Source organism: Cupriavidus taiwanensis, assembly GCF_900249755.1.
Classification (GTDB): Bacteria; Pseudomonadota; Gammaproteobacteria; order Burkholderiales; family Burkholderiaceae; genus Cupriavidus; species Cupriavidus taiwanensis_D.
Map to the genome: position 1 here is coordinate 1,173,655 of NZ_LT976854.1, position 25,461 is coordinate 1,199,115.

A 25,461-nucleotide genomic window follows, 5' to 3' on the forward strand; every position below is an offset into this window, starting at 1 on the left:
CGGGTGGCTTTTATTCAGGCTGATAGTTGATGGACTTCAGGAGTTCTGCCTGCTTCCTGTACGCCTCCTTCAGGCCGGCTGTCAGCTGCTCGGGCGTGTCACTGCTTCCAGGCTCCATGCCCATTTCACGCAGCTTTTTCTGGGTATCCGGCTGCGCGAAGAATTTCAGCGAGGCATCACGAATCGCTTGCTGCGCTTCGGCTGGCGCAGCGGGATTGGCCCAAACGCCCATCCAGCCATTAGTATCTGCAAGCTGCGGATAGCCCAGTTCCTTGAATGTGGGCACGTTCGGCAATGCCGATGCACGAGTCGGGTAGTTCACGGCCAGCGCCTTGATCTTGCCGCCCTTGATGAGCGGCAGCGATGTCAACAAGCCATCCATCATCAAGGGCACATGCCCTCCCATCAGATCGGTCAGCCCAGGCGGCGATCCTTTGTAGCCCACATGCCTCATCGAAATACCTAGCAGTTGCCCCAGCAACATCCCTGATGCATGGGCACGCATACCCGACGCGTAGGAAGCGAACGAGACGCCGTCTTTTTGCGCCTTGCCATACGCGGCCAACTGCTGCAGGTTGTTGACCGGCAGTGCATTGTTGGCGACCAGCACCAGTGCTGTGCGGCTGAGCTGTGCCAGCGGCTTCAGGTCCTTGAACGGCTGGTAGTGCACCTTGGTGGCCAGCGGGGTTTCGCTGACGGCACCGCCCTGGATCACCAGAAAGGTCGAGCCATCCTTGCCGTTATTGATCAGATCGCTGATTGCCAGGGCTCCAGCCGCACCCGGCTTCGATTCGACAATCACGGGTCTGCCCAGCTTCTGGTGCAACCCTTCGGCCAGCACGCGCGCCACTGCATCGGCGGTACCGCCGCCGGGCCCGCCAACTACCAGGCGCAAGGGCTTGCTCGTCCAGTTCACCTGCGCATGCGCGGCAGGCACGCCGCACGCCAGCCCCAAGGCTGCCGCCAGCACCCGGCGACGCTTTTGCCTTCTGCAATTCTTGTGCATATCGTCTCCTCTCATTTTCTTGTGCATAGTGTCTCCTCCCATTTCTGCAAGATCATTGCGGCGGCTGCGCCATCGAACAGTACGCACGGGACCTTGGCATCGGGCCAAGGGCCTGCTGCGCGGGATATGCAGGCAACTCTTGCATTGAGAGCTGCGCCGATGTTTGCTCAGCCGGCGGTGCTGACGTAGCCTCAGCGCGCACCTCGGCGATCAGGGCGCTGCGTCGAGCTGCGCAATCAACTGTTCGGCCATGGGCCATGGGCCATAGCCCGATGCCGGGTTCAGGTGCCCGACCTTGCCCAGGTCCGTCGTGTCGCTGCCCCAGGCTAGGGCGAGCTCGAGAACCCTGGGGAGTTCGCCCAGCGGATCGTCCTGGCTAGTCGCGACCAGGCTGGGAAACGGCAGCCGCTGGCGCGGTACCGGGAGCCAACCGCTGGCCTGTATCGCGAACAGTGTCGGGTAGCCTTCCGGCATGGGACGTTCAAAGTCGGGCGGGCATGCCAGAAGCGCGCCCTTGATTCGTGCCGCGTGTGCGGTTGTCAGGGCCCAGTGAGCAAGCATGATGCAGCCGCCACTGTGGGCGACCAGCACGACAGGCCCGTCGATGTCTGCCACCGCCTGCTCGATCGCCGCGACCCGGCGCGAGCAGTCAAGGTTTTCCCGCCCCATGGGCGGCACCGTACGGGCATCGGGCAACCGCTGCGCCAGCAATGTCTGCCAGTGCTCCGCAACCTCGTCACGCAGACCGGGCACGATGAGCACGGTGGATGTTGTCATGATGGAATTCCGTTTGAGCTGGTACAGGACGCGAGCTCGCCAACGGCTCGCGTCCACTCCTGATACTGGTATGCGGCCTGCACCGCAGGTCGACCACATGGAACCGAGGTCAGGCGTCTGAAGGATACTTCGGCGCCGTCGACGTCGATGTATCATTTGGGACGTTAAATGTCTAAATTGGGACAGCACCATGCCGCAGCACATCCCCCTGGTCCGAAGCGCCAGCCTTGCCGGCTACGCGGAACTGGCGCGCTACTACGGACTCAATCCGGACAGCCTGTTGCGCAAGGCAGGACTGAATCCCCGCAGCCTTCTCGACCCGGACACACCTATCAGTACCGTAGCAGTGCGCCGGCTGCTTCAGGACAGCGCCCAGGCGGCAGGGGTGGAGGACTTCGGGTTGCAACTCGCCATGAACCGGCGACTGTCCAATATCGGGCCGATCAGCGTCGTGATGCGCGAAGCACCGAATGTGCGGCAAGCGCTGGAGAGCCTGTGTCGATACATGCGGCTGATCAATGCGACGCTGTCGGCCAGCATTGAAGACTACGAGGACGCTGTGGTGATTCGGGAAAGGATCCTGGACACCGGCAGGCTCCCGGTGCGGCAGTCGATTGAACTGGTAGTGGGCGTGCTGTACCGGGCCATCGAAGAGCTATTGGGGCCAACATGGCGGCCCCGGAGCGTTTGTTTCGAGCACCGTCCGCCGCGCAGTGCCACATGTCACAAGGCACTGTTCGGCGTCGCCGTCGAGTTCAATGCGAGTTTCAACGGCATCGTCTGCGCCGCGCGGGATCTGGCTGTACCGATACCTGGCAATGACTACCGCATGGCGCCATATGTCCGCCGATTTCTGGACCAGGCGCTTTCCGACTCGGTCGAAAGCGCTACGCACACCGTTCGGCATGTCGTGGTTGCCATGTTGCCCAGCGGAAGGTGTACGTCGGATCAGGTGGCAAAGCACCTTGGGGTAGACCGCAGAACGCTGCATCGCCGTCTTTCTGCGGAGGGCGTGAGTTTCCTCTCCTTGCTGCAGTCGATCAGGGCTGAGCTCGCGTCCCGCCAGATACTCGACAGCGACCGCTCGCTCGCCGAACTCGCCGATCTTCTCGGATTCTCAAGTGCCAGCGCTTTCGCCTTCTGGTTCAGAAAGCACTTTGGCACGACCGTGTCAAAGTGGAAGCAACGTTCATTGGCTGAAGAAGGCAGTTGTCTGTCGACGCCGGAGCGTCTGGCGTGATTGGCGTACCGGACCCCACCGCCCTCACCTCCGCCACCTCCCCCTCCTGCGTATGCTCCACCACCGCCACCTTGGCCAGCTGCAGCGCCCGCACGCGCTGCCCCGGCAGGCCGAAGCTGCGCGCCAGTTCGTCGATGCGCAGCGCGGGCAGCGGCTTGCGGCGGTCCAGGCCCGCAAAGCGGTACTGGTTGTAGAGCGCCCATGACAGCAGCACGATGCCGTTGAACAGCCCCACCAGCACATAGACCGTCAGCGTCCCCATGGTGGGCAGCAGCGCGGCCCAGAACGGTACGCCGGGGCCGGCGGAGGCTTCGTGCAGGATGGCGCGGATGCCGCTGGCGCCCAGGTAGAAGAAGCCGGCCCAGGCCAGCGCCGTGAGCAGCGCGTCGAGCAGCCAGCGCAGGCGCGAGCCGCGGGTACGGATGATCATGCTTTCAGGTTTCATGACGACCTCATGGTGTGGATGCCGCGGTCAGGGCTGGTCCAGCGCGCACGCTTGCGCCGGGTCTTGAGCATGACCTTGGGAAAGGCCAGCAGCGTGGTCAGCATGCCGACCATCCAGTACGCCAGCGGATACCAGATGATCCAGTACAGCGTGCGCGCCAGGCGCGGTTCGTAGCGGCGGTCGATCAGCACGCTCAGGGCGAACTGCAGCAGGCACACCGCGGCCAGCACCATGCCGGTGAAGCCCGGCGGCATCAGCTTCTGGATGCGGATATTGGCAGGCAGCTCGATGAAATGCCCCAGCGCCCACAGCAGGATCGACATGGCGAAGGCAAAGGCCCACGCCGCCGACAGGCAGTACTCCGCCATCAGCGGCCACAGCCGGCGGTGGCGCCAGATCCAGATCGAGCGCACGTTCTTCATGAACACCTCGGCCCCGCCCTGGGCCCAGCGCAGCCGCTGCTTGAGCAGGCCGCGCACGGTCTCGGGCATCAAAATCCAGCACAGCGCGCGCGGCTCGTAGAAGATCGACCAGTGGTCGCGCTGCAGCTTCCAGCTGATGTCGATGTCCTCGGTGATCATGTCCAGGCTCCAGTAACCCACGCGGTCCAGCGCGCGGCGCCGGAACGCCGCGACCACGCCGGAGACGGTGAACACCTGGCCGTAGACACGCTGGGTGCGCTTGATCAGCCCGATGATCGACGAGAACTCGCCCACCTGGATTCGCCCCACCAGCGTCGAGCGGGTGCGGATGCGCGGATTGCCGGTGACCGCGCCGACGCGCGGGTTGGCCACCATCGGCGCGACCAGGTAGGCGGCGGCGTCGGGGTCGAGCGCGGCGTCGCCGTCGATGCAGACCAGGTATTCGCCGCGCGCGGCGAGCGCGCCCATGCGCAGCGCCATGGCCTTGCCCTGGTTGTGCGCCAGGTGCACCACGCGCAGCCGCGGGTGGCGCGCCGCCAGCGCATCGAGCAAGGCACCGGTGCCGTCGCGCGAGCCGTCGTTGATGGCGATCACCTCGAAGTTCGGATAGCGCTGCGCCAGCGCCGCCAGCAGGGTTTCCTCGCCGTTCGCTTCTTCGTTGTAGCACGGCACCAGGATCGAGATGAACGGCTGGCCGGGCACCTCGGGCGCTTCGCGCCCGGCGCCCCAGCGCCACTTGCGCTCCCAGTGCCACCAGAAGTACAGGCCGCCGGCAATCCACAGGCCGGACATGAACAGTGGATAGAAGAACACAAAGGCCAGCAGCAGGTCACCGGTGGCAAGGGCGGCCAGCGCGAACGGCAGCGCCAGCGCAAGGCACAGGATGACCAGGGCAAACAGTCGTTCGATCATGGTGCGGGGTACCAGGCGTTGGACAGCGCCGGCCGGATGACTTCAAGCCGGGGCTGGTTGTTGTGGAAGTCGTCCGGGTAATAGCCGAAACTGCGCGCGCCACGGCGCTGCAGCCGCTGCATCCAGCCGGCCAGCACGGCGCTGTCGACCGGGCGGGCGGCGGGCGCGCGCCAGTCGCGCGCCTGCAGCTCGAACACGGTGCGCCGCAGCGCGCCGGGGCGTTGCGCGATGGTGTCGACCATGCGGTCGAGCCACGCGTTCTCCTGGCCGGCCGGCACCTGTTCCATGTACGGCATCGCCATCGGCGCGGTCCAGTCGTAGGCGGCGAGGAAGTCGTCCAGGTTCTGCGCGAACCAGGCCTCGCTCTCGGGCTGCAGCACCGGCAGCGCAAAGATGTTGCGCGCGGTCTTGATGGCGGGCCCGCGCACCTCGCGCACGCGCGCCGTCAGCTCGTGGGTAAAGGCCACCAGCGCCTGGCTCTTCATGCGGGTCCAGCGCTGCATCTGCTCCGGGCTGGCGCGCAGTTCGGCGATCGAACCGGGCAGGCCAGCGGCGCGATACGCGGCCAGCGCCGGCGCGCTCGCGTCCTCGAAATCGCCCAGCACGGCGTCGTCGTGGAACAGGATGCCGTCGAAGAACGCGTGGCGCGCCAGGTCTTCATACAGGTCGGCAATGCGGGCCCGCGCCACCGGATCGAACGGCGACAGGCGCCGGTACTGCTTCGGGTCGGCCGCCGCGGCGCCGCTGGCGGGGTCCCAGCGCGCCACGCGCGCCAGCGACGGGTCCAGGTCGAAGCTCAGCACCGGCATCCATGCGTAAACCTTCACGTTGGCGCGGTTGTCCAGCTGCCACGCCACCCGGTTGAACAGATCGGCACGCACCGGCAGCCAGCGGTTGGGGAAGTACACCGACTTGACCAGCCCGTCGCCGTCGTCGTCGGAGAACGCCTGCAGGAACACGGTGTCGATCTTCAGGTCGGCGACGCGCTGCACCAGCAGGCCCAGGTTGCGTTCGACCTGGGCGGGATCGGGGTCATAGACATAGTCCAGGTCCACGTGCGCGACGCGCATGCCGTTGGGCTCTTCCATGGCGGTCACCGAGCGCGCGAAGCTGCGCAGGCCGGGGTCGTCGCTGAGCAGCAGGCGCGCGCCGGACATCATGCGGTCCACCGTGGCCAGCCCGTCTTCCAGCGTCAGCGCCATCTGGTAGCCGTGCTCGGCGACGATGCGCAGCGCCGCGCCGCCCTCGGCGCCATACGGCCAGATCCACACGCGCACCGGCTTGCCGGTGACGGCGCGGACCTTGGCGGTGATGCGGGCCACGTCGTCGCGCAGCCGCGCTTGCTGCGCGGCGTCGGATTCATAGCGGCCGCTGCCGGCATCGAAGGCGCGCACCGCCGCGGCCGGCTCGGTGTTGCCCTGCGGGTTGGCGCGCACGCCGTAGTGCAAGGCATCGGTATGCGCGCCGATCTCCACCAGCCCCGACGCGGCAATCTCGCGCAGCTGCTGCCAGTTCAGCAGGCGCTCGCGCGCCGTCGGCGTGCCGCCGAAATCCACCGGCTGCCCGGGCGCGGTGTCGAGCCAGCTGCCCACCGGCGCCAGCACCGCCGGCCAGCGGTAGGCCTTCAGGATCGGCAGCACGCGCGTGTAGAAGCTGCGGTAGCCATCATCGAAGGTCAGCAGCACGGCGCGCTCGGGCAGCGGCGGCCCGCCGCGGCGCGCCGCCAGCACCTGGTCGACCGAGACCGCGCGGTAGCCGTTCTCGCGCAGCCAGGCAAGCTGGCCGACCAGGTGGTCGGTGCGCACGCTCAGGTAGGCCTGGTCGGGGTCCTTGTCCTCGACGTCGTGGTAGGCCAGCACCACCACGTGGTTGCGCGGCCAGGGCTGCTCGGCGGCGGCGGCCGGGCGCTGGGCCGGCGGCGTGAACACCGGGATGTCCTTGGCGCAGGCGGCCAGCAGGCATGCCGCCAGCACCAGCCAGAGCACGCGGCAGGCGCGCCGCAGGGTTGCGTTCATGGCTTGCATTCCTGTTCAGAAGCGATAGGTCAGGTCAAAGACGATGCGCAGCTCGCGCTCGCGCTGGCCGTCATAGGGGCGGCTGGTGCCGGTCACGGTGGCGCCGACTTCGAATACGTCGTTGGTGCGCCAGCGCTGGCCGTAGCCCAGCAGCAGGATCGCGCCGGTGCCGTAGCCGCGCTGGCTGTAGGCGCCGGTGCCGGCCAGGAACTGCTGCTCCCATACGGTCTCGTAGCGCCGGTACAGCATGTGCGTCAGGCGTACCGACGGCAGCACGGTCAGGTCCGCGCGCGGGTTGTAGTACGGCGTGTCGGCCCTGGTATTGCGCGAGGTCCACAGGTCGAGCAGCAGGTCGGCCTTCAGGTGCGGCGCGGTGTAGAAGCGCTGCACGCCGGACACGCCGGCTTCAAGCCGGTCGTTGCCGTCGCTGAAGCGCGACGGCGCCACCGTCAGCATCCATTCGCTGGCCTCGCTGCGGCGCCAGCGCGCGTAAACCTGCGCGGTGTCGGCATAGATGCCGTGCTTGAGCGCCTGCAGCGGCGTGCCGGTCGAGCGCAGCGCCGCGGAAGCGCCCACGCGCCAGCGGTCGTCGATGTCATAGTCGGCGGCGATGCGCCCGCCCTGGCGCGCGCCCTGGCCATAGCCATGCAGCGACAGCTCGCCCTCGACGGTCAGGTCGCGCACGCGCCATTGCGCGCCGGCGCGGGCCCAGCGGTAGTCGACGCGGCCTTCGTCGAAGCGGCCGGTGGCATAGCCGATGCCGCCGAAGGCGCGCCAGTCATAGTTGACCGGCGGCGTGTACAGCACCGCTTCGATGCCGAAGTTGCCGTTGCCGACCACGGCGCTGTCATTGGCCAGCCCGCGGTAGCCTTCGATGCGCAGCTCGGACTTGTTATGGACCTGCCACTCTCGGTCCAGGCGGCGCGCGGTCAGGTCTTCGGGGAAGCGCGCCAGGGTGTCGTCGCGCAGCAGCTCGGCCTGGCGCCATTCCTGCAGGTCCAGCGCGGCGTGGCCCTGCTGCACTTCCACCGCCAGGCTGCGCGGGGTCAGGGTCTCGGCCAGCTTCAGTTCGCCCTCGGCCGCGCGCGGCCAGCCGCGGGCGCGGTAGACGTCCGCCAGCGCGGCGCGCAGGCCGGAATGGCCGGGCGCCTTGTGCACCAGGTCTTCCAGCTTCTGCTGCGCGGACTCGGTGGCGTCGGCCTGCAGGTCGGCGCGCGTGGCGGTCTGCTCGGCCTGCAGCCACAGGTCGTTGGGCTGGCGCATCGGCTGGCCGCGCACCCAGCGCCAGCGCGGCTGCTCGGCGCTGGCCTGCTGCACCGCCTGGGTGGCGGGGTCGAAGGCTTCGGCCTCGGCGTGGGCGTAATAGAGACCGGTCTGCGCCTTGAGCCGGGTCTCCGCATCCAGGCCTTGCGGATAGGCGTCGCGCACCTGGCGGAACAGCGGCGCGGCCTGCTCCGGCTGGCGCAGGTACAGGTAGGCCGCGGCGACATCGCCCAATGCGTACACCGGAACCTCGATGCCGTCGGCGCGCAGCGCCTCGTATTCGGTCACCACGTCCTGCATCCGGACCCGCGCATGCAGCGCGGCGAGGCGGTCGATGCGCGCGCGGCGCAGTTGCGGCGCAGCTTGCGGCCCCAGCGCCTGCAGCGCTGGCAGCAAGGCGTCATAGCGCGCCAGCGCGCGGTCGGCAATGGCAAAGCGCCCGGCTTCGGTGCGTGTCGGCAGGTCGGCCAGGCGCACCAGTTCGGCCGCGGCATCGAGTTCCAGCGCCAGCCGTGCGCGCTGGTCGAACAGTGCGGGATGCTCGTCCGCGACGCGCAGCGCCGCCTCCGGCAGGCCCGCACGCTGCAGCGCACCGGCATACTCCCTCACGACATCGGCGCGCTGCGGCGCGCGCAGATATGCCTGGTCGGCCTCGAACAAGGCCGCGTACGGCTCGCCGGCGCGCGCCTGCGCGTAGGCCAATGCCAGGCGGCTGTCGACGGCGGCAGGGTCGCGCTGCACCAGCGCCTTACCCAGCGACACCGCCTCGGCCGCCCGGCCGCTGTCGGCCAAGACCATGACTTCGCCTACCGCGAACACCGGGCGGGCCGGAAAGCGCTGCCGGCCCTCGCGATAGCGGGCCAGCGCCTCGTCCCAGCGGCGCTCGTCGCGCAACGCGCCGGCCACGGCGGCCAGCACTTCCGGCGGCAGCGCGCGGGTGTCGCCAAGGTTGCCATAGGCTTCCAGCACTTCGCCCGGCCGCCCCGCCCAACCGGCGATGACGATGCGGTCCCACGCGGCCCGCTGGTCCGACGGTGCGCGCGCCACGCGCTCGCGCAGCATCGCCAGCGCGGGGGCATAGTCGCCGGCGCGGGCGCGCCGGATCAGTGCGTCATAGTCGGAGTCTGCATGCGCAAGTGCCGGCAGCCAGCACATTGCCGCCAGCCCCGCAGCGATTCCGGTAGCCAATCCGGCCGGTGCGCGCCGGCGCCACCCCTGCCGCCGCGGCGCCTCGTTGCGGGCGCGCCCGGGGCGCTTCATCAGTGAATCCATGGGATCCGCAGCCTGTCTCTGTATTGCCCAAGCTTGCGCCGCGCGCCGATGGCGCAGGCGCGCGGGTGCTTAAGGTCCGTTATCGGCTTATCGCGTTGCGGCACGAGGACACGGAACCCGACCGGGCCTGGCCGGAGGCGAACACCGGCAGAACAGGGCCTACGGGATCCGGCGCGGCACCGAGGAACTGCGCCGGATGGCCATTCGCAGCGGGAATGGCGTCGTGCAACCGCAGGGGCCGATCAATCGGGCTGCGTTGCCGCAATGCGAGGGCGATTGTAGGGAGGGTTCCGCGCGGAGATTGTTAATTTTCGCAAACGAATTTGCGATTGGATAAATGAATTCAATCGATTATTCGTCTGTGTCGCGTTCTAAATATCAAGAGGATGGTGCGGGATGCGTGGGCTGCGGCGTGGTGTTCTTCGGGCTGAAAACCAGTACTGGCAAGCCTTCCTTCGGAATCCTCGCATTCCGCTTCTGCTATGTGGATTCTGTAAAATTCAGCGGAATTCATTCAATAAATCCACCATCCAATCCGCATTCTTTTAGTCCTAATTGATTAGGCTTTTTGCGACATAACCCGAATAGGTCAGGTGGCTTTTATCCCCCGATCAGGGGATGCGATGGGATTTTGGCTTAACGGTTTTGGAGGATTGATCGGCAACGAGGGACCACCGTCATTCCCGCGAAAGCGGGAACCCAGCGACTTTGAGAAGCGCTTGCGCTTCAAAGACACTGGGTCCCCGCCTACGCGGGGACGACGTGTCGGTGACTCGGAGCGAGTCGGCATGGCCAGCGTGCGGGCCACTCTCCCGCAAGCGAGAGCGGAGAAAACACACGGTCAGCCGGGCAGGCGCAGCGTGGCCTGCAGGCCGCCGCCTTCGCGATTGGCCAGCTGCAAGCTGCCGCCCAGCGCCTGCGTCAGTTGCTGCGCGATCGCCAGGCCCAGGCCGGTGCCGCCGGTGCCGCGGTTGCGCGAGGTTTCGAGGCGGTAGTACGGCTGCATCACGCGTTCCAGTTCCGCTTCCGGAATGCCCGGTCCGCGGTCCTGCACGGCGATCTGCAGCCAGCCATCGTCCTGCCGCGCCACCGCCAGCGTGACCTCGGCACCGAACTTCAGCGCGTTGTCGATCAGGTTGGTCAGGATGCGCCGCAGCGCCTGCGGGCGGGTCAGCAGCGGCGCGCCGGCCTGGCCCTCGATGGCGATGGCATGGCCGGCGTCGAGGTAGTCGCCGGCCAGGCTGTCGAGCAGCGCATCGGGATCGATGCGGGCCGGGGTCTCGGTAGCGCCCTGCAAGGTGCGCGCATAGGCCACGCCCTCGCGCACCAGGTGCTCCATCTCGCGCAGGTCGTGGTAGAACTTTTGCTGGGTCGGGGACCCATCCATCAGGTCCACACGCAGGCGCATGCGCGTGATCGGTGTCTGCAGGTCGTGCGAAATCGCGGCCAGGATCTGCACGCGCTCATCCAGGTAGCCGGCAATGCGCGCCTGCATGGCGTTGAAGGCGGCGGCGGCATGGGCCACCTCGGCCGGCCCGGTTTCGGGCACGCGCTGCGCCTTCAGGTCCGGCCCCAGGTTCTCGGCGGCGCTGGCCAGCTGGCTGAGCGGGCGCGTGACCACGCGCACCGCCAGCCAGGCACAGGCCACCAGCAGCGCCAGCTGCGCCGCCAGCATCGCCAGCAGCCACGGCGATACCAGCGAACGCCTGGGCTGCACGTCGATCGTCAGCGGGCTGCCGTCGTGCAGCCGCAGATGTACCTGGAAGCCGCCCCCCGGCTGGGCGCTGGCGGAAACCGGATAGCGGCCCTGCAGCGCCTCGGCAATGGTGTCGACGGCCTTGCGCGCCAGCGCCGCGCGCGGCGGCTCGCCGGGGGTGCCGGCATCGAGGCGGTAGCTGTAGTTGTCGCGCCGCACCCGCTCCAGCCAGGCCGCGCGCTGGTCCGGCGGCAGCATGTCGAGCATCGCCACCGAACTGGCGACGTCGCGCTCCAGGTTGCCCAGCATCAGCCGGTCGGCCGCGCTCTTGCGCTCCATCATCACGAGGCTGTACGACAGGCTCTGCGCCAGCACCAGCCCGACCAGCAGGATCAGCATCAGCCGCGCGAACAGCGTGCGCGGCCATGCCAGCAGCTTGCGCGTGCGCCCGTTCATGCGCGCTCCTCGCGGATCTCGACGGTGGCGCTGAACACGTAGCCGCCGTTGCGCACGGTCTTGATGTAGCGCGGCTCGCGCGCATCGTCGCGCAGGCGCTGGCGCAGGCGGCTCACCAGCAGGTCGATCGAGCGCTCGAACAGTTCGGCGTCGCGGCCCTGGGTCAGGTTCAGCAACTGGTCGCGCGTCAGCACGCGCTGCGGATGGTCGACGAAGACCCGCAGCAGCCGGTATTCCGCGCCGCTGAGCGCGACGATCACGTCCTGCTCGTCGAGCAGGTGGCGGGCGTTGGTATCGAGCCGCCACGGGCCGAACGCCAGCACGCTGGCCGCCTCGGTCACCTGAAGGTTCGGCGGCAGCATGCGCGTGCGCCGCAGCACCGAGCGGATCCGCGCCAGCAGTTCGCGCGCGGCGAAGGGCTTGACCAGGTAGTCGTCGGCGCCCATCTCCAGCCCGAGGATGCGGTCGGCCTCTTCGTTGCGCGCGGTCAGCATCAGCACCGGCAGGTTGCGCCGCTCGCCCGCGCGCAGGTCGCGGCACAGCGCCAGGCCGTCTTCGCCGGGCAGCATCAGGTCCAGCACCACCAGGTCCACCGAGCCCTTGTCCAGCGCCGCGCGCATCTCGCGCCCGTTGGCGGCCAGGGACACGCGCATGCCGCTGCGTTCCAGATAAGCGGCGACCAGTTCGCGGATCTCGCGGTCGTCATCGACGATAAGGATATGGTCCTGCGGGGTCATGGCGGGTCCCGGAATCGAAGAAGAGGAGGAAGAAAAAACGGCCGGCCGGTGCTGGCCATGGTGGCCGTCGCCTGGCCCGGTGCCGCCATTATGCGGCGCCGGCAACGCGCTTTGTATCGCTGTGTATCCGGGGCGGCGCCGGACAAGAAACATTGCACAGCGGGCCGGTTGCGGAAACAACGCGGATACGCCGGGACGGTGCAATGCAGCCATGCCAATCCCGGAGTCCACCGCCATGATCGATGCCTGCCTTGCCTTTGCCGCCGGCGTGCTGACGATTGCGTCGCCGTGCGTGCTGCCCGTGCTGCCCATGCTGCTGGGCGCCTCGCTGGGCGAAACCAGCCGCCTGCGCCCGCTGGCAATCGCGCTGGGTTTCGTGTCCGCCTTTGCCGCGCTGGGCATTGTCTTCGGCGCGCTTTCCAGCGCCTTCAGCGACGCGCCGGGCGTGGTGCGCAACGTCGCCATCGCCATCCTGTTCGCCGCCGGGCTGGCGCGGCTGTGGCCGGCCGGGTTCTCGCGGCTGGCGGCGCCACTTGTTGCACCGTTCGCCGCGCTCGCCGACCGCGCTGCCGGCGCCGGCAGCCGCGCCGGCAACGGCCTGGCCGGCGGCTTCGTGCTCGGCATGACGCTGGGCGCGGTGTGGACCCCCTGCGCCGGGCCGGTGCTGGCCTCGATCCTGGCGCTGGTGGCCAAGGCGCAGGACCTGCACCGCGCCGCCGGCCTGCTGGCCTTGTTCGCCGCCGGCGCCGCCGTGCCGATGCTGGGCATCGCCTACGGCGGCCAGTTCGCCACCACCGGCGTGCGCCGGCTGGCGCGCCATACGCCGCGGCTGCAGCAGGCCTTCGGGGTGCTGGTGATGGCCACCGCCATCGCCATGTACTTCCAGTACGACACCCTTGCCGTCGCCTGGCTGACCTCGCTTTTCCCCGCCACCCAACCTGGAGCCTGAACCATGCCCCGCATCCTTCGCACCCTGTTCGCCGCGGCCGCCCTTGCTGCCGCCCCGCTCGCCATCCAGCCCGCCGCCGCCGCGCCCGCCGATTACGGCAAGGCGCCCGAATTCACCGGCATCGGCAAGTGGCTGAACTCTGAACCGCTGACCGTTGCCGGCCTGCGCGGCAAGGTGGTGCTGGTCGACTTCTGGACCTACAGCTGCATCAACTGCATCAACACCCTGCCCCATGTGCGCAAGTGGTACGACAAATACCGCGACCAGGGCCTGGTGGTGGTGGGCGTCCACACGCCGGAGTATGCGTTCGAGCGCTCCACCAGCAATGTCCAGGCCGCGCTCAAGCGCTTCGACATCCGCTACCCGGTGGCGCAGGACAACGCCTATGCCACCTGGAACGCCTGGCGCAACCAGTACTGGCCGGCGCTGTACCTGGTCGATGCCAACGGCAACGTGGTCTACAAGCATTTTGGAGAAGGCCAGTACGCCGAGACCGAGGCGGCGATCCAGAAGGCGCTGGGGCAGCGGCGCTGAGCCTCAAAGCCGCCATGCAGGCGGCTTCCGCGTCATCCGCCTTGTCTTCCAGCGCATGGGAGTTGATACAAATTGTATGCAATCTTTGTATCACGCTGCGCTGATCCCTGTTATTCTTGCACGCCTGTTGAGGCGGAATGCAGGTCATGCCCGCCTCGCTTGCGGAGCCGCCACCCAGGGCCCGCGAGCGTGCACGAGGGCGCCGGGTTCCCCGCCCGGCGCCAGAAGAACAAGACAGCCCGGAACATCCGGGCAGACGACAGGAGACACGAATGGCGCCCTTGCTGTTCCAGGTGGAAGACCGCCCCCCACGGCTGACGACGTTCTTGCTTGCGCTCCAGCACCTGCTGGCCGCGCTGGGCGGCATCATTGCGGTGCCGCTGGTGATCGGCGGCGCGCTGCGCCTGCCGTCCGACCAGGTGGTGGCGCTGGTCAATGCCGCGCTGCTGGGTTCGGGCATCGTCACCATCATCCAGTGCAAGGGCGTGGGCCCGGTCGGCATTCGCATGCCGTGCGTGATGGGCACCAGCTTCGCCTTTGTCGGCGCGGCGCTCAGCGTAGGCGTCGAGCACGGCGTGGCCGGCATCCTGGGTTCGGCGCTGGCGGGCTCGCTGGTGATGATCCTGGGCAGCTTCTTCATGCCGGCGATCCGCAAGCTGTTTCCGCATACCGTCACCAGCGTGGTCGTCACCATGATCGGCCTGTCGCTGATTCCGGTAGCGATCGACTGGGCCGCCGGCGGCCAGGGCAGCAGCCGCTACGGCGCGCCGGGCAACCTGGCGATTGCCGTCGCCGTGCTGGCGCTGGTGGTGGCGGTGGTGCAGTGGGGCAAGGGCATGCTGTCGGCCTCGGCCATCGTGGTCGGCATTGCCGGCGGCTACCTGCTGTGCCTGGCGCTGGGCCTGGTCGATTTCACCCAGGTCCGCCAGGCGCCGGTGTTCGCGGTGCCGCAGCCGCTGCACTTCGGCATGAGCTTCCCGGTCTCGGGCATCGTCGCCATGTCGATCGCCTTCCTGGTCACCATCGTCGAGTCGACCGGCACGTTCATGGCGCTGGGTTCGGCCACGCAGCGGCCGATCTCCGGCAAATGCCTGTCGCGCGGCATCCTGTGCGACGGCTTTGGCTCGGCCTTTGCGGCGCTGGTGTGCAGCCCGCCGCTGTCCACCTTTGCGCAGAACGTCGGCGTGGTGTCGCTGACGGGCGTTGCCAGCCGCCATGTGGTGGCGCTGACCGGCGTGATGCTGCTGCTGGCCGGGCTGTTCCCGGTGCTGGGCGCGCTGGTGGTAACGATTCCGCAGCCGGTGCTCGGCGGCGCTGGCCTGATGATGTTCGCGATGATCGTCTCCGGCGGCATCCAGATGCTCAGCACGGTGCGCTTCACGCAGCGCAATACGCTGATCGTGGCAGTGTCGATCGGCTGCGGCCTGGCCGTGACCTTCCGTCCGGAACTGCTGTCGAAGCTGCCGGCCTTTGTCCACGAGGTGTTCGGCTCCGGCATCACGGTAGGCTCGCTGTCGGCGGTGATCCTGAACCTGCTGCTGCCCGGCGGCAAGGAAGCCGCAGCCGACGAAGCCGGCCACGGCACGGTCGGCGAGGCCGCCTGAACGCGACCAAGTGAAGTCATGCCGGCTGCGCTAGCGCGCGCCGGCAGCGACGGATGGCTTCAATAGCGGGTATGGATTGATCGCCCCGCGCGCCGTATAGATGCCGTAGTGCAGGTGCGGCGGCGTGCCCTGCGCATTGCCGGTCGTCCCCACATAGCCCAGCACGGTGCCGGCGGCGATGATGTCGCCGGCGCGCACGCCGCCATACCGGTCCAGGTGGGCGTAGTAGTGCAGCTGCCGCCCCGGCCCCATCACCCACACCACGTTTCCCCCCAGCTGGTTGGTGCCCACGCGCGTGACGATGCCTTCCGTGGCCGACACCACTTCGCGGCCGCGCGGCGCGAAGATATCGATGCCCTCGTGCTTGCGCCCGCCGGAGCGCGCGCCGTGCCAGGTATCACGCAACGCCCGCGACGCGACGCCTGCAACCGGCACCGGCAGCGCCGCTGGCGCCGGCCGCGCGGACAGGCGCGCCGCGTAGATGGCACGCTCCAGCGGCGGCTGCAGCCAGGGCCAGGCCAGCCAGGCCATGACCACCCACAGCGCCAGCCACGCAAGCCGGCGGAACAACACGAGCAGAGGGTTGGCAAGACGCGACGCAGCCATATGCCTTCGACGGCAGCCCGGCGCGCGAATTCCCGCCCACGCCGTCCGCTGCACCGCTGCAAGGGCCCTGCACACCACTTCCGCACTTGCCGAACCATCGGCGCGGGGGCCGGTCATACCTGGACCGTTTTCATTGCAACAGGAGAACCCATGGACTGTCCGGTGTGCCCGCAAACCCAACTCGTGATGTCCGAACGCCAGGGCATCGAGATCGATTACTGCCCCAAGTGCCGCGGCGTCTGGCTGGACCGGGGCGAACTCGACAAGATCCTGGAGCGCTCGGCGGCGGCAGCGCCGGTGCAGCAAGCCCCCATGCAGCAACCGCCACAGCAGCAGGCACCGGGCCACGGCGCACCGCCGCAGCAGGGCTACCAGCGCGGCCACGGAGACCGCGACCGCTACTACGAGCGCGAGCAGAAGCACTATCGGAAGAAGAGCATCTGGCACGAGCTGTTCGACTGAGAAGCACCAACACCATCGCCAAACCGATAGTCGACGACGACCTGTGGCCGCTCATCCAGCCACTGCTGCTGCCACCGAAAGCTCGGCGCGCCCGCTATCCCGGGCGCAAGCCGCTGGACGACCGGGCCGTGCTCACCGGCATTCTTTTCGTCCAGCAGCCCGGCATTCCTTGGGAAATGCTGCACAAGGAAATGGGCTGCCGCTCCGGGATGAGCTGCCGCTCTTCTGCGCGTTATCCCCAGGCATGCAGCCTGCGCATGCGTGCCATGAAATCGATGGATAAGTCAGCGTTATCCACCGACTCCTGATAGCCGCCCCCCTGGCGACATTGTCATACTGCGCAGACAACCTCGCAGACCGGGCATGACAGATCCGGCGGACAAACCAGGTAGGAGACAACCCTCATGCAACGACGTCGCTTCTTCCGCGTCGCGCTGGCCGCGACCGGCCTGTCGCTGACGGCATCGCTTGGCACGCAGGCGCAGGCTGCCGGCGATTTCCCGACCCGCCCGATCCGGCTCATCGTTCCTTATGGCGCTGGTGGCGTCACCGACCAAGTGGCGCGCGCACTTGCTGACGCGGCCAGCCGTGAGCTGGGCCAGCCGATCGTGGTCGAGAACAAGCCCGGTGTCAGTGGCACGCTGGGCGCCAAGCAGATGGGGAGTACCGAGCCGGACGGGTACACGCTCAGCATGGCGCCCGTAGTGATCTTCCGCCTGCCGCACGTGCAGAAGATGCGCTATGACCCGCTCAAGGACCTGACGTATATCTCGATGATCGCGGACTACAACTTCGCGGTGGCGGTGAAAAAGGACGCCAAGTGGCAGACCATGCAGGAGTTGATCGCCGATGCGAAGGCAAGCAAAAGAGGCATCAGCTATGGCACCACCGGCATCTACGGCAGCCAGCATCTGACCATTTCAGAACTGGCGCGGGTATCGCAATCGAACTGGACCCACGTGCCGTACAAGGGCGACGCCGAGGCCATTACCGCGCTGTTGAGTGGCTCGTCCGATGTAGCCGTGCTGTCGAACACGCTGCTGCCCTATGTGCAGAACGGGCAGATGCGGGTACTGGCGACTCTGTCGGAAAAGCGCGCCGCGGACTTCCCTGACGCACCGACGCTGAAGGAGATTGGCTATCCGGTGTGGTCGAATTCCCCGTTCGGAATCATCGGCCCGGCGAACATGAAGCCCGCGGTAGTGAAGCGGCTCGACGAGGCCTTCCGCAACGCGCTCAAGGACCCGAAGCTGCTGAACGTGACGCGCCAGTACGGCATGGTCACCAACTACATGAATCCCGAGCAATACGCCGCCTATGCGAAAAAGGCCTTCCAAAGTGAGGGCGAGATCATTGCGCGGCTGGCCGAGGCGATGAAGAACCAGTAAGCGGTGCCCGCTTCTGACCCAGCCAACGGCCACATCGGCCAGTCAGGTCGTCCGTCACGCGCCCTTGCCCCCGTGCCGCACCGCTTCCGCAGCGGCATCGCGCAATGCCGGCGGCAGCGCGCGCAGCTCCGCCGCAAAGAAGGCCCGCTCCGCAGGGCGCAGCGCGGGCAGCTGCAGGGCGAGCCGCTCCACCGCGGCGCACGCTGCGGCGGTAGCGCCCTGCTCATGGGTCAGGTACCACGCCGATTCCAGCAGCAGGTTGGCCAGCTGCAGCGGCGCCAGCCTGACGTGGCCGGCGTCGTGGTCTTCCAGTGCAAAGGCGGCCACCGCCGACCAGCGCACGAAGCCGCGGGCCGGCGCAAACGGCGCATGGAACGGCCGCAGCGCATCGACCGCGTCGGCCACCGAAAGCGGCCGCTGGCGGCGGAACATCGCCATGCTGTCGCTGGCGCTGGCCGGGCGGGCCAGCGGCGGCGCATCGGGACCGCAGCTGCCGCGCGCGATGCGCAGCAGGAAGATCGCATTCCACGCCGTGCCGCCGCCCACGCCGAAACGGTCGCAGATCCATTCCGACAGCCCCAGCCAGCGCATCGCCTGCCGTTGCACATCGCCGGCAGACAGGCTGCGCCCGGCATCGATCAGGCCATGGCGCCAGAACAGCCACAGGCTCAGCCCGATATTGGCCGCGGCATGCTGCACGGCATCGACCGAATCGGCCTCGTAAGCGGCCTGCAACGCGCCGGAAAAAGCGTCCAGCGCCCGTTGCGCGGCGATGGGCGCGGTGGGCGCGGCCGCGTGCGCGGCGCGCATGGCATCGGCCTTGTGCAGCAGCGCTTCCAGGTTCAGCACCTCGAAGCGCACGCGCGGGTTGTAGCGCACCACCAGGCGCAGTTCCGCATCGGCGTGCAGGCGTTCCAGCCCGGCGCGCGCGCCCTCGCCGTCGCCGCGCGTATAGCGCTCCCACGCGCGCACCACCTGCGCCATGGCCTGGAACGCCGGCGTTGCCGCACCTGCGTCAGCCGCCTGCGCCAGCCGGTCGAATCGCCGCAGCGCGGCGCGGCTCTGGTCGAGGCGCCCGCAGCGGCGCCACGCCTGGCTTTCCTTCAGCAGCGACAAGGCCTGCTGGAAGCCATCGCCGGCCAGCCGCCGCGCCGCACCGAATGACTCGGCCACGGCGAAGCCGTGCGCGCCCGCATGGCCATCCTGCGCGCTGCGCATGGCCTGGGTCAGTTCACTCCAGAAGGCCATGTCGCGCATCACGTAGCCGGTGCCGTCGCGCCGCCCCGGCGGCGTGGGGCGCGCGCCGGCATCGAAGCCGAAATGCCGCGCCAGCGCAACCGGGCCCAGTGTGCGCCCGTTGGCGACGAAGCGCAGCCGGCGCGCACTGGCCGGCGCCAGCCAGAACGGCCCGCGGCTGCGCTGCGCCGGGTTGGCCGCGGCGGGGTCGCGCGCGCGGTCCGCGCCCCACCCCACCACGATGCCCCAGCGCGCGAAATCGGCAAACGCGCGCGACACCAGCATGCGCAGGTTGGCCGCCGCGGGAAAGGCGCCGCGTACCGCGGCGGCGCTGACCATGCCCTCTGCGCTGCGATGCGCATGCCAGATGCGCGCGAGCAGCCAGACCGACTGGTAGCGGGCGGACTGGCCGTCGACGCGGTAGGGGCTCGACACATCGATATGGATCAGGGCAGGCGACGCGGGCATCGGCTCGAAGGGAAGCAGCACTGGCAATGCCCGCCATGTTACGCAAGTTACAGGGCGCGCGGTTGGCGCTGCGCCAGCCCTCTCCTATGCTGCGCATCACGGTCCGGGCCCGGATTGTCATTCCATCAACTTTCCCTGCACAACCATGAACAATCGTCTTGCCCGTCTGCTGGCGCCGGTGGCATTCGGCCTCGGCCTGCTTGCCGCTCACGTGCCCGCGCTGGCCGCACCCAAGGAAATTCCGCTCGATGCCGCGGCGCTGTTCCGCCAGGCCGATACCACCGGCACCATGGTGATCTACGACCTGCGGCGCGACCGCATGCTGACCTACAACCCGTCGCGCGCCGCCACGCCCTACTCGCCGGCATCGACCTTCAAGATCATGAATTCCATGATCGGCCTCGAGACCGGCGCGGTGGCCGACGTCGACCATGACAAGCTGCCGTGGGACGGCAAGGTCTGGCTGGTCGGCGGCAAGGCGGTGCTGCCCGAGACCTGCAACGCCGACGTGCCGCTGCGCGTGGCCCTGCCCAACTCCTGCGTGCCGGCCTACCAGGCGCTGGCGCGCCGGGTCGGCAGCGCGGCCTACCAGCGCTACCTGGGCGCGTCGCACTATGGCAATGCCGACAGCTCCGGGCCGGTGGACCGCTTCTGGCTGAACGGCAAGCTGCAGATCAGCGCCTACCAGCAGATCGATTTCCTGAAGGGCCTGGTGCAGCGCACCCTGCCGTTCTCGCCCGCCACCTTCAACGCCGTGGACGACATCACGGTGCTGGAGCGCACCGCCGCCTACACCCTGCACGGCAAGACCGGCTGGGCCGACTCGGCCAGGCCGGCGGTGGGCTGGCTGGTGGGCTGGGTCGAGCGCGGCGACGACGACTACCTGTTCGCGCTCAACCTGGACCTGCTGCGACCGGAACATGCCAAGGCGCGGATGGAGATCGCGCGCGCGGCGCTGCGGCAGGCGGGGGCGTTGCCGGAATGAGGCCGGCCTGGCGCTGTGGCGCCGCAAGTACTGAAGCAATTTTAGGATTGCGCTGATTTACCGGTGTGCATTGGATCTCTAGCTTGACTCGGCCGGCGTTTCCCGCGTGTTCCAGCCCTGCGTGGCGCGGGAAGCCGCCGGCGCCCGAGCAACGGGACGGCCACGACCGTCCCCCATCCTGAGGTGAAATCCAATGAGACAACTGGTCACGCCGGCAGCCCTGCTGTCGGCCATCGCTTTGCTGGCCGCCTGTGGCGGCGGCGATGACGGCACAGGCAACGCGGCGCCACAGACGCCGCCATCCGGCAACCAGCCGGCGCCGGCTCCGGCTCCGGCACCCGCACCGGCACCCACGCCTTCGCCGGCGCCGTCGCCCGAACCAGCGCCCGCGCCCGTACCCGAACCCTCGGGCGAGCTGCTGCCCAGCCTGAACGCTCCGCAAGCGGGCTCGACCGCCGCGGTCGGCAACGGCAGCGAAGGGATCTGGGTCAGCTTCAGGACGACCACGCTGGTCGGCCCCGACGGAACGTTCGTGCAACCGCGAGTGCTGGGCGTGCTGGGAGGCACGTTCCAGTTCTCGGGTTCGACCTGGACGCTGGGCCCTGGCAGCCTGTATGAAACCGGGCTCGCCATGCCGGTCACCGGGAGCGGCACCATTACCCCGGGCCAGCGCCTCGATGGCAGCTTCGTCATTCCGCCGGCCACCGATGCCAACGAGCTGTCGGGCACCTACGATGCGTCCAATGCGCTCGCCGTGGACCAGGCCGCGATCGCCGGCAGCTGGAAGCAGAGCGGTTTCGCCTTGCAGATCGACGACGCGGGCCATGTCACCGGCACCCATACCAACGGCACCCTCGTCTGCGACCTGCAGGGCACGGCGACGCTGGCCACCCCCGGATCGGCCAGGAACATGTATACGGTCCGCATGGTCGCCCAGGTCTCTACGCAACCCGGCACTACCGGCTGCTCGCTGTCGACCGGCATCCCGCACAACGGCCTTGCCGCGCTGCGGCTGATGCCGGCCAACGGCGAAATCATCGTGAACAGCAGCACGCGCTATGTGCGCACGCTGATCATGATTGCCAGCACCGGTACGGGCGGGTACTTCGCCACGCAGATGTCGAAGTCAACGCAGTAAGGGGACTCCCGCGGGGCGGCGAACGGCACTCGCCGCCCGCGCCCGCAGCGCAAGCCGGCAGCGGCCCGCTACGGCAGGAACGCCGGCGACAGCAGGCGCAGGCCCACCGTAAAGAAGCGCGCGCCGGTGCCGCCGCCGAACACATTGCCGTAGGTGGTGTCGACCTGCACCCGGTCCTGCACCACCCAGAAGCGAAAGCCGGCCTGGAACGACGGCTTGCCGCGGTTCTCGCCGAAGGTCTCGGCGATCAGGAACACGCGCGGGTGCAGCTGGGTCTCGGTGCCCGCGCCCCAGGTCATGCGGGTCTGGCGGTTGCCGGTGTCGCGGTTGGCGCCCAGGTTCAGGTGCGCGACGAAGCGGTCGTCGGCGAACGAGAACGACACCGGCACGTTGACATACAGGTTGCCCAGCACCTTGCCGGGCTCGGCATCGGGATGATGGATCACCCCGCCCGACAGCGCGATGCCGTAGCCATTGGTTTCCAGCGGCTTGAGCAGCGTCTTGGCCTGGAACTGCACGTTGGTGCCGTCCCAGCCGCCATCGACGCGCTGCAGCGAACCGCCCAGCGTCAGTTCCAGGTTGCCGGTGGGATTGCAGCCGGGCAGCGCCCACAGCTCATTGCCGCCGGACTGGAACTGCATCCACGATTCCAGCTGGCAGGCCTTGGGATCGACGATGCGGGCATCGTCCGTGATCAGCGGGCGCGCCGCCAGCGCCGGCCGGCACGCCGCGGCGACGATGGCCAGCGCGGCCAGGCGCACGAAGAACTGGTGCCACACCATGGCAACCTCCTGAGCAAATACCGCCATATGCCCGGCGACGATACGCGCGGGCCATGACAACACATCGAAAGTCAGCAAGGGAGGTCTGGCACCGGCGGGCACAGGCGTGGGCCTGGCCGCGTGGGGCATGCAGCGCCGGGCGGCGGCACTGCAGCGAAAAGACCGCAGTTTCTCAGCGCGCCGGCGCGGCCGGGGCAACTCCCGTTGCGCGCGAAGGACTGGGACAACTGTCCACGGATAGCTCCGTTGGGAAGAACGGGGCGCAGTGTAATCCCGGCCCATGGTGCGGTCAACCCGATCCATGCGCCACGCGCATGGCTGCATGCGGAGATATCGCTACCGCTGGCGAACCACCCTCTCCTAACATCGTCGGCACCATCTGCCAGGCCGGTGCGAGAAGCAAGCGCCCGGTCCGTGCCCCGGCAGCTGCCACAGAGGAGGAAGCCCCATGCCAAACAGCGCCGCGCCAACGAGCGCGCCCTACACGCCGCCGACCCAGGCGGCGCCCGCCATCCAGCCCAGCCAGCGCCGCCGCGCCATCATCGCCACGGTGATCGGCAACGGCCTGGAGTGGTTCGATTTCACCGTGTACAGCTTCTTCGCGGTCATCATCGCCCGGCTGTTCTTCCCCACCGGCAACGACCTCAGCTCGCTGCTGCTGGCCGTGGCCACCTTCGGCGTGGGCTTCTTCATGCGGCCGGTGGGCGGCATCGTGCTGGGCGTCTACGCCGACCGCGTCGGGCGCAAGGCGGCGCTGTCGCTGACCATCCTGCTGATGGCGCTGGGCACCACGCTGATCGGGATTGCCCCCACCTATGAGCAGATCGGCATCTTTGCGCCGCTGCTGATCGTGGTGGCGCGGCTGATGCAAGGCTTCTCCGCCGGTGGCGAAATGGGCGGCGCCACCGCCTTCCTGACCGAATACGCGCCGGCGCGCCAGCGCGCCTACTACTCCAGCTGGATCCAGGCCAGCATCGGCGTGGCGGTGCTGTTGGGCGCCGCGGTGGGCACCTTCGTCACCAGCTCGCTGAGCCAGCAGGCGCTCAACAGCTGGGGCTGGCGCCTGCCGTTCCTGCTCGGCATCGTGATCGGCCCGGTGGGCTACTACATCCGCCACCACCTGGACGAGACCCCGGCCTTCCGCGACACCGCCGAGCGCGCCGATTCGCCGCTGAAGGAAATCTTCCAGGCCTATCCGCGCGAAACGCTGGCCAGCTTCTCGATGGTGATCCTGTGGACCGTGTGCACCTATGTGCTGCTGTTCTACATGCCGACCTACGCGGTCAAGGTGCTGAAGGTGCCGCAGGCCGACGGCTTTGTCGCCGGCATGGCGGGCGGCTGCGCCATCATGGTGTTCGCGCCGCTGGTGGGGCTGCTGGCGGACCGCATCGGCCGGCGCGTGCTGCTGAGCGGCTCGGCGCTGCTGATCCTGGTGCTGGCCTGGCCCATGTTCGCGTATATCAACCACGTGCCGGGCCTGGCCTCGCTGCTGGTGTTCCAGCTGGTGTTCGGGGTGCTGATCGCCACCTACACCGGCCCGATCCTGGCGGCCTTCTCCGAGCTGTTCCCGGCGCGCGTGCTGTCGACCGGCCTGTCGGTGGCCTACAACTTCGCGGTGACGATCTTCGGCGGCTTTGCCTCGTTCATCATCACCTGGCTGATCGCCACCACCGGCAGCAGCATGGCGCCGGCCATCTACGTGATGATCGCCGCCGCCATCAGCCTGGTCGGCACCCGCTTCGTGCGCGAACCTTCCTACCTGCAATCACGCTGACATGTCCCAGAACACCCAGATCCTTTTCCACGGCGGCGACGTGCTCGAACCCGGCACGGGCGAGCTGCTGCGCGGCCACGACGTGCTGGTCGAAGGCGAGCGCATCGCCGCGGTCGGGCCCGCCATCGATGCGCCCCACGCCCAGCGCATCGACGCGCGCGGCAAGACCGTGATGCCCGGCCTGATCGACTGCCACGTGCACGTGCTGGCGTCGCTGGCCAACCTCGGCCTGAACGCGGTGCAGCCCAATGTGCTGGTGGCGATCCGCGCCCTGCCGATCATGCAGCGCATGCTGGAGCGCGGCTTTACCACGGTGCGCGATGCCGGCGGCGCCGACTGGGGCCTGTCGCAGGCGGTCGCCACCGGGCTGGTGCCGGGCCCGCGCATCTTTGCCTCGGGCAAGGCGCTGTCGCAGACCGGCGGGCATGGCGACTTCCGCCCGCGCTCCGATGTGCTCGAGCCGTGCTCGTGCGCCTTCCGCGCCGGCGCCATTGCGCGCGTGGCCGATGGCGTGGACGCGGTGCGGCTGGCGGTGCGCGAGGAAATCCAGAAGGGCGCGACCCAGATCAAGATCATGGCGTCGGGCGGCGTGGCGTCGCCGACCGACCCGATCGGCAACACCCAGTACAGCGAGGACGAAATCCGCGCCATCGTGGCCGAGGCCGAGGCCGCGCAGACCTACGTGATGGCCCACGCCTACACCGGCCGCGCCATCACGCGCGCGGTACGCTGCGGCGTGCGCACCATCGAGCATGGCAACCTGGTCGACCGCGCCGCCGCCGACGAGATGCGCCGCCACGGCGCCTTCGTCGTGCCGACGCTGGTCACCTACGACGCGCTGGCGCGCGACGGCGCCCGCCTGGGCCTGCCGCCCGAATCGGTCGCCAAGATCGAGACCGTGCGCCAGGCCGGCCGCGACTCGCTGCGCATTTATGCCGATGCCGGCGTGCCGATGGGATATGGATCGGACCTGCTCGGCGAGATGCACGATTACCAGGCCGACGAATTCCGCATCCGCGCCGAACTGCTGGGCAACCTGGAAGCGATCCGCTCGGCCACCTCGATCGCCGCGGCCATATTGCAGCGCGAAGGCGAACTGGGCACCACGCGCGCCGGCGCGCTGGCCGACCTGCTGCTGGTCGACGGCAACCCGCTCGCCGACATCAGCCTGATCGCCGGCCAGGGCGAACGGCTGAGCGTGGTGATGCAGGCGGGCCGCATCCACCGCCGCGCCGGCTGAGCCGGCTGCCGCCCGCCCGATGCCGCGGGCGGCCCGCTCCATCCGCCGACACAT

21 protein-coding genes and 1 pseudogene are annotated in these 25,461 nt (G+C 68.7%); 11 read left to right on the plus strand and 11 right to left on the minus strand.

Annotated features, from left to right (window positions below):
- Positions 1-10: 10 nt before the first annotated feature.
- Both CBM2594_RS20985 and CBM2594_RS20990 read right to left on the minus strand, forming a co-directional pair.
- Positions 11-1,033, minus strand: a complete 1,023-nt coding sequence (locus CBM2594_RS20985) for a Bug family tripartite tricarboxylate transporter substrate binding protein (RefSeq protein ID WP_373457603.1) — start codon at positions 1,031-1,033, stop codon at positions 11-13.
- A 183-nt stretch (positions 1,034-1,216) separates the two neighbouring features.
- Positions 1,217-1,783 carry an RBBP9/YdeN family alpha/beta hydrolase gene (locus tag CBM2594_RS20990; protein WP_116358706.1) on the minus strand — a complete coding sequence of 189 codons (567 nt, stop codon included), beginning with the start codon at positions 1,781-1,783 and terminating at the stop codon, positions 1,217-1,219.
- A 190-nt stretch (positions 1,784-1,973) separates the two neighbouring features.
- Between CBM2594_RS20990 and CBM2594_RS20995 the strand changes: the two genes are divergently transcribed.
- Positions 1,974-3,023, plus strand: a complete 1,050-nt coding sequence (locus tag CBM2594_RS20995; RefSeq protein WP_116358707.1) for an AraC family transcriptional regulator — start codon at positions 1,974-1,976, stop codon at positions 3,021-3,023.
- Here the strand turns inward: CBM2594_RS20995 and pgaD are convergent.
- The 6 genes from pgaD to CBM2594_RS21030 all read right to left on the minus strand — a co-directional run bounded on the left by pgaD (position 2,929) and on the right by CBM2594_RS21030 (position 12,241).
- Positions 2,929-3,468 (minus strand): poly-beta-1,6-N-acetyl-D-glucosamine biosynthesis protein PgaD, encoded by a 540-nt coding sequence (pgaD, locus tag CBM2594_RS21000; protein ID WP_232346702.1) that lies wholly within the window; start codon positions 3,466-3,468, stop codon positions 2,929-2,931. The two genes, CBM2594_RS20995 and pgaD, sit on opposite strands and share 95 nt — an antisense overlap.
- Positions 3,465-4,802 (minus strand): poly-beta-1,6-N-acetyl-D-glucosamine synthase, encoded by a 1,338-nt coding sequence (gene pgaC / locus CBM2594_RS21005; RefSeq protein WP_116358708.1) that lies wholly within the window; start codon positions 4,800-4,802, stop codon positions 3,465-3,467. The genes pgaD and pgaC overlap by 4 nt, the downstream gene beginning before the upstream one ends.
- On the minus strand, positions 4,799-6,817 hold the full coding sequence (gene pgaB / locus CBM2594_RS21010; RefSeq protein WP_116358709.1) for a poly-beta-1,6-N-acetyl-D-glucosamine N-deacetylase PgaB: 2,019 nt from the start codon (positions 6,815-6,817) through the stop codon (positions 4,799-4,801). Before pgaB ends, pgaC begins: the two co-directional genes overlap by 4 nt.
- 15 nt (positions 6,818-6,832) lie before the next feature.
- Entirely contained in the window at positions 6,833-9,352 is a 2,520-nt protein-coding gene (gene pgaA / locus CBM2594_RS21015; RefSeq protein ID WP_232346703.1) for a poly-beta-1,6 N-acetyl-D-glucosamine export porin PgaA, read from the minus strand.
- A gap of 841 nt (positions 9,353-10,193) precedes the next feature.
- On the minus strand, positions 10,194-11,504 hold the full coding sequence (locus tag CBM2594_RS21025) for a sensor histidine kinase (RefSeq protein ID WP_116358711.1): 1,311 nt from the start codon (positions 11,502-11,504) through the stop codon (positions 10,194-10,196).
- Positions 11,501-12,241, minus strand: coding sequence for a response regulator (locus CBM2594_RS21030; protein WP_116358712.1), 741 nt, complete (start codon positions 12,239-12,241; stop codon positions 11,501-11,503). Before CBM2594_RS21030 ends, CBM2594_RS21025 begins: the two co-directional genes overlap by 4 nt.
- A 235-nt stretch (positions 12,242-12,476) precedes the next feature.
- On the opposite strand from CBM2594_RS21030, the gene CBM2594_RS21035 reads away from it, so the two are divergent.
- The 3 genes from CBM2594_RS21035 to CBM2594_RS21045 all read left to right on the plus strand — a co-directional run bounded on the left by CBM2594_RS21035 (position 12,477) and on the right by CBM2594_RS21045 (position 15,328).
- Positions 12,477-13,190, plus strand: coding sequence for a cytochrome c biogenesis CcdA family protein (locus tag CBM2594_RS21035; RefSeq protein WP_116359710.1), 714 nt, complete (start codon positions 12,477-12,479; stop codon positions 13,188-13,190).
- Between the two features lie 3 nt (positions 13,191-13,193).
- Positions 13,194-13,724, plus strand: coding sequence for a thioredoxin family protein (locus tag CBM2594_RS21040; protein ID WP_116358713.1), 531 nt, complete (start codon positions 13,194-13,196; stop codon positions 13,722-13,724).
- 272 nt (positions 13,725-13,996) lie between these two features.
- The gene (locus CBM2594_RS21045; protein WP_116358714.1) at positions 13,997-15,328 is read left to right on the plus strand and encodes a nucleobase:cation symporter-2 family protein; all 1,332 of its coding nucleotides are present in this window, start codon (positions 13,997-13,999) and stop codon (positions 15,326-15,328) included.
- A 30-nt stretch (positions 15,329-15,358) separates the two neighbouring features.
- Here CBM2594_RS21045 and CBM2594_RS21050 read toward each other — a convergent pair whose 3' ends face one another.
- Positions 15,359-15,934, minus strand: coding sequence for a M23 family metallopeptidase (locus CBM2594_RS21050; protein WP_116358715.1), 576 nt, complete (start codon positions 15,932-15,934; stop codon positions 15,359-15,361).
- A gap of 150 nt (positions 15,935-16,084) precedes the next feature.
- On the opposite strand from CBM2594_RS21050, the gene CBM2594_RS21055 reads away from it, so the two are divergent.
- The 3 genes and pseudogenes from CBM2594_RS21055 to CBM2594_RS21065 all read left to right on the plus strand — a co-directional run bounded on the left by CBM2594_RS21055 (position 16,085) and on the right by CBM2594_RS21065 (position 17,784).
- Complete coding sequence (locus CBM2594_RS21055) at positions 16,085-16,396, plus strand: TFIIB-type zinc ribbon-containing protein (protein WP_116358716.1); 312 nt, start codon at positions 16,085-16,087, stop codon at positions 16,394-16,396.
- A gap of 14 nt (positions 16,397-16,410) precedes the next feature.
- Positions 16,411-16,614, plus strand: a pseudogene (locus CBM2594_RS21060) (transposase); the annotation flags it as partial.
- A 186-nt stretch (positions 16,615-16,800) separates the two neighbouring features.
- A complete protein-coding gene (locus tag CBM2594_RS21065) occupies positions 16,801-17,784 on the plus strand; it encodes a tripartite tricarboxylate transporter substrate binding protein (protein WP_116358717.1) in 984 nt (327 codons plus the stop codon).
- Positions 17,785-17,838: 54 nt separating this feature from the next.
- Here the strand turns inward: CBM2594_RS21065 and CBM2594_RS21070 are convergent, their stop codons facing one another.
- A complete protein-coding gene (locus tag CBM2594_RS21070; protein WP_116359711.1) occupies positions 17,839-19,488 on the minus strand; it encodes a hypothetical protein in 1,650 nt (549 codons plus the stop codon).
- A 145-nt stretch (positions 19,489-19,633) separates the two neighbouring features.
- On the opposite strand from CBM2594_RS21070, the gene blaOXA reads away from it, so the two are divergent.
- On the plus strand, positions 19,634-20,473 hold the full coding sequence (blaOXA, locus tag CBM2594_RS21075; RefSeq protein ID WP_116358718.1) for an OXA-1206 family carbapenem-hydrolyzing class D beta-lactamase: 840 nt from the start codon (positions 19,634-19,636) through the stop codon (positions 20,471-20,473).
- Positions 20,474-20,666: 193 nt separating this feature from the next.
- Complete coding sequence (locus tag CBM2594_RS21080) at positions 20,667-21,611, plus strand: hypothetical protein (RefSeq protein WP_198048185.1); 945 nt, start codon at positions 20,667-20,669, stop codon at positions 21,609-21,611.
- Between the two features lie 68 nt (positions 21,612-21,679).
- Here CBM2594_RS21080 and CBM2594_RS21085 read toward each other — a convergent pair whose 3' ends face one another.
- Positions 21,680-22,393, minus strand: coding sequence for a hypothetical protein (locus tag CBM2594_RS21085; protein ID WP_092315823.1), 714 nt, complete (start codon positions 22,391-22,393; stop codon positions 21,680-21,682).
- A 448-nt stretch (positions 22,394-22,841) separates the two neighbouring features.
- Here CBM2594_RS21085 and CBM2594_RS21090 point away from each other — a divergent pair, with 448 nt between their 5' ends.
- Together CBM2594_RS21090 and CBM2594_RS21095 are read left to right on the plus strand one after the other, a co-directional pair.
- Positions 22,842-24,167: an MFS transporter gene (locus CBM2594_RS21090; protein WP_116358719.1), complete on the plus strand. Its 1,326-nt coding sequence runs from the start codon at positions 22,842-22,844 to the stop codon at positions 24,165-24,167.
- Between the two features lies 1 nt (position 24,168).
- A complete protein-coding gene (locus CBM2594_RS21095; protein WP_116358720.1) occupies positions 24,169-25,407 on the plus strand; it encodes a metal-dependent hydrolase family protein in 1,239 nt (412 codons plus the stop codon).
- Positions 25,408-25,461 lie beyond the last annotated feature (54 nt).

Coding starts and splice junctions, on each gene's coding strand:
- CBM2594_RS21095 (WP_116358720.1), top strand. CDS start 24,169: ATGTCCCAGAACACCCAGATCCTTTTCCACGGCGGCGACGTGCTCGAA.
- pgaB (WP_116358709.1), bottom strand. CDS start 6,817: ATGAACGCAACCCTGCGGCGCGCCTGCCGCGTGCTCTGGCTGGTGCTG.
- CBM2594_RS21030 (WP_116358712.1), bottom strand. CDS start 12,241: ATGACCCCGCAGGACCATATCCTTATCGTCGATGACGACCGCGAGATC.
- CBM2594_RS21090 (WP_116358719.1), top strand. CDS start 22,842: ATGCCAAACAGCGCCGCGCCAACGAGCGCGCCCTACACGCCGCCGACC.
- CBM2594_RS21055 (WP_116358716.1), top strand. CDS start 16,085: ATGGACTGTCCGGTGTGCCCGCAAACCCAACTCGTGATGTCCGAACGC.
- pgaA (WP_232346703.1), bottom strand. CDS start 9,352: ATGGATTCACTGATGAAGCGCCCCGGGCGCGCCCGCAACGAGGCGCCG.
- CBM2594_RS21085 (WP_092315823.1), bottom strand. CDS start 22,393: ATGGTGTGGCACCAGTTCTTCGTGCGCCTGGCCGCGCTGGCCATCGTC.
- CBM2594_RS21045 (WP_116358714.1), top strand. CDS start 13,997: ATGGCGCCCTTGCTGTTCCAGGTGGAAGACCGCCCCCCACGGCTGACG.
- CBM2594_RS21035 (WP_116359710.1), top strand. CDS start 12,477: ATGATCGATGCCTGCCTTGCCTTTGCCGCCGGCGTGCTGACGATTGCG.
- CBM2594_RS21080 (WP_198048185.1), top strand. CDS start 20,667: ATGAGACAACTGGTCACGCCGGCAGCCCTGCTGTCGGCCATCGCTTTG.
- CBM2594_RS20985 (WP_373457603.1), bottom strand. CDS start 1,033: ATGCACAAGAAAATGAGAGGAGACGATATGCACAAGAATTGCAGAAGG.
- CBM2594_RS20995 (WP_116358707.1), top strand. CDS start 1,974: ATGCCGCAGCACATCCCCCTGGTCCGAAGCGCCAGCCTTGCCGGCTAC.
- CBM2594_RS21040 (WP_116358713.1), top strand. CDS start 13,194: ATGCCCCGCATCCTTCGCACCCTGTTCGCCGCGGCCGCCCTTGCTGCC.
- CBM2594_RS21025 (WP_116358711.1), bottom strand. CDS start 11,504: ATGAACGGGCGCACGCGCAAGCTGCTGGCATGGCCGCGCACGCTGTTC.
- pgaC (WP_116358708.1), bottom strand. CDS start 4,802: ATGATCGAACGACTGTTTGCCCTGGTCATCCTGTGCCTTGCGCTGGCG.
- CBM2594_RS21050 (WP_116358715.1), bottom strand. CDS start 15,934: ATGGCTGCGTCGCGTCTTGCCAACCCTCTGCTCGTGTTGTTCCGCCGG.
- CBM2594_RS21070 (WP_116359711.1), bottom strand. CDS start 19,488: ATGCCCGCGTCGCCTGCCCTGATCCATATCGATGTGTCGAGCCCCTAC.
- CBM2594_RS20990 (WP_116358706.1), bottom strand. CDS start 1,783: ATGACAACATCCACCGTGCTCATCGTGCCCGGTCTGCGTGACGAGGTT.
- pgaD (WP_232346702.1), bottom strand. CDS start 3,468: ATGAAACCTGAAAGCATGATCATCCGTACCCGCGGCTCGCGCCTGCGC.
- blaOXA (WP_116358718.1), top strand. CDS start 19,634: ATGAACAATCGTCTTGCCCGTCTGCTGGCGCCGGTGGCATTCGGCCTC.
- CBM2594_RS21065 (WP_116358717.1), top strand. CDS start 16,801: ATGCAACGACGTCGCTTCTTCCGCGTCGCGCTGGCCGCGACCGGCCTG.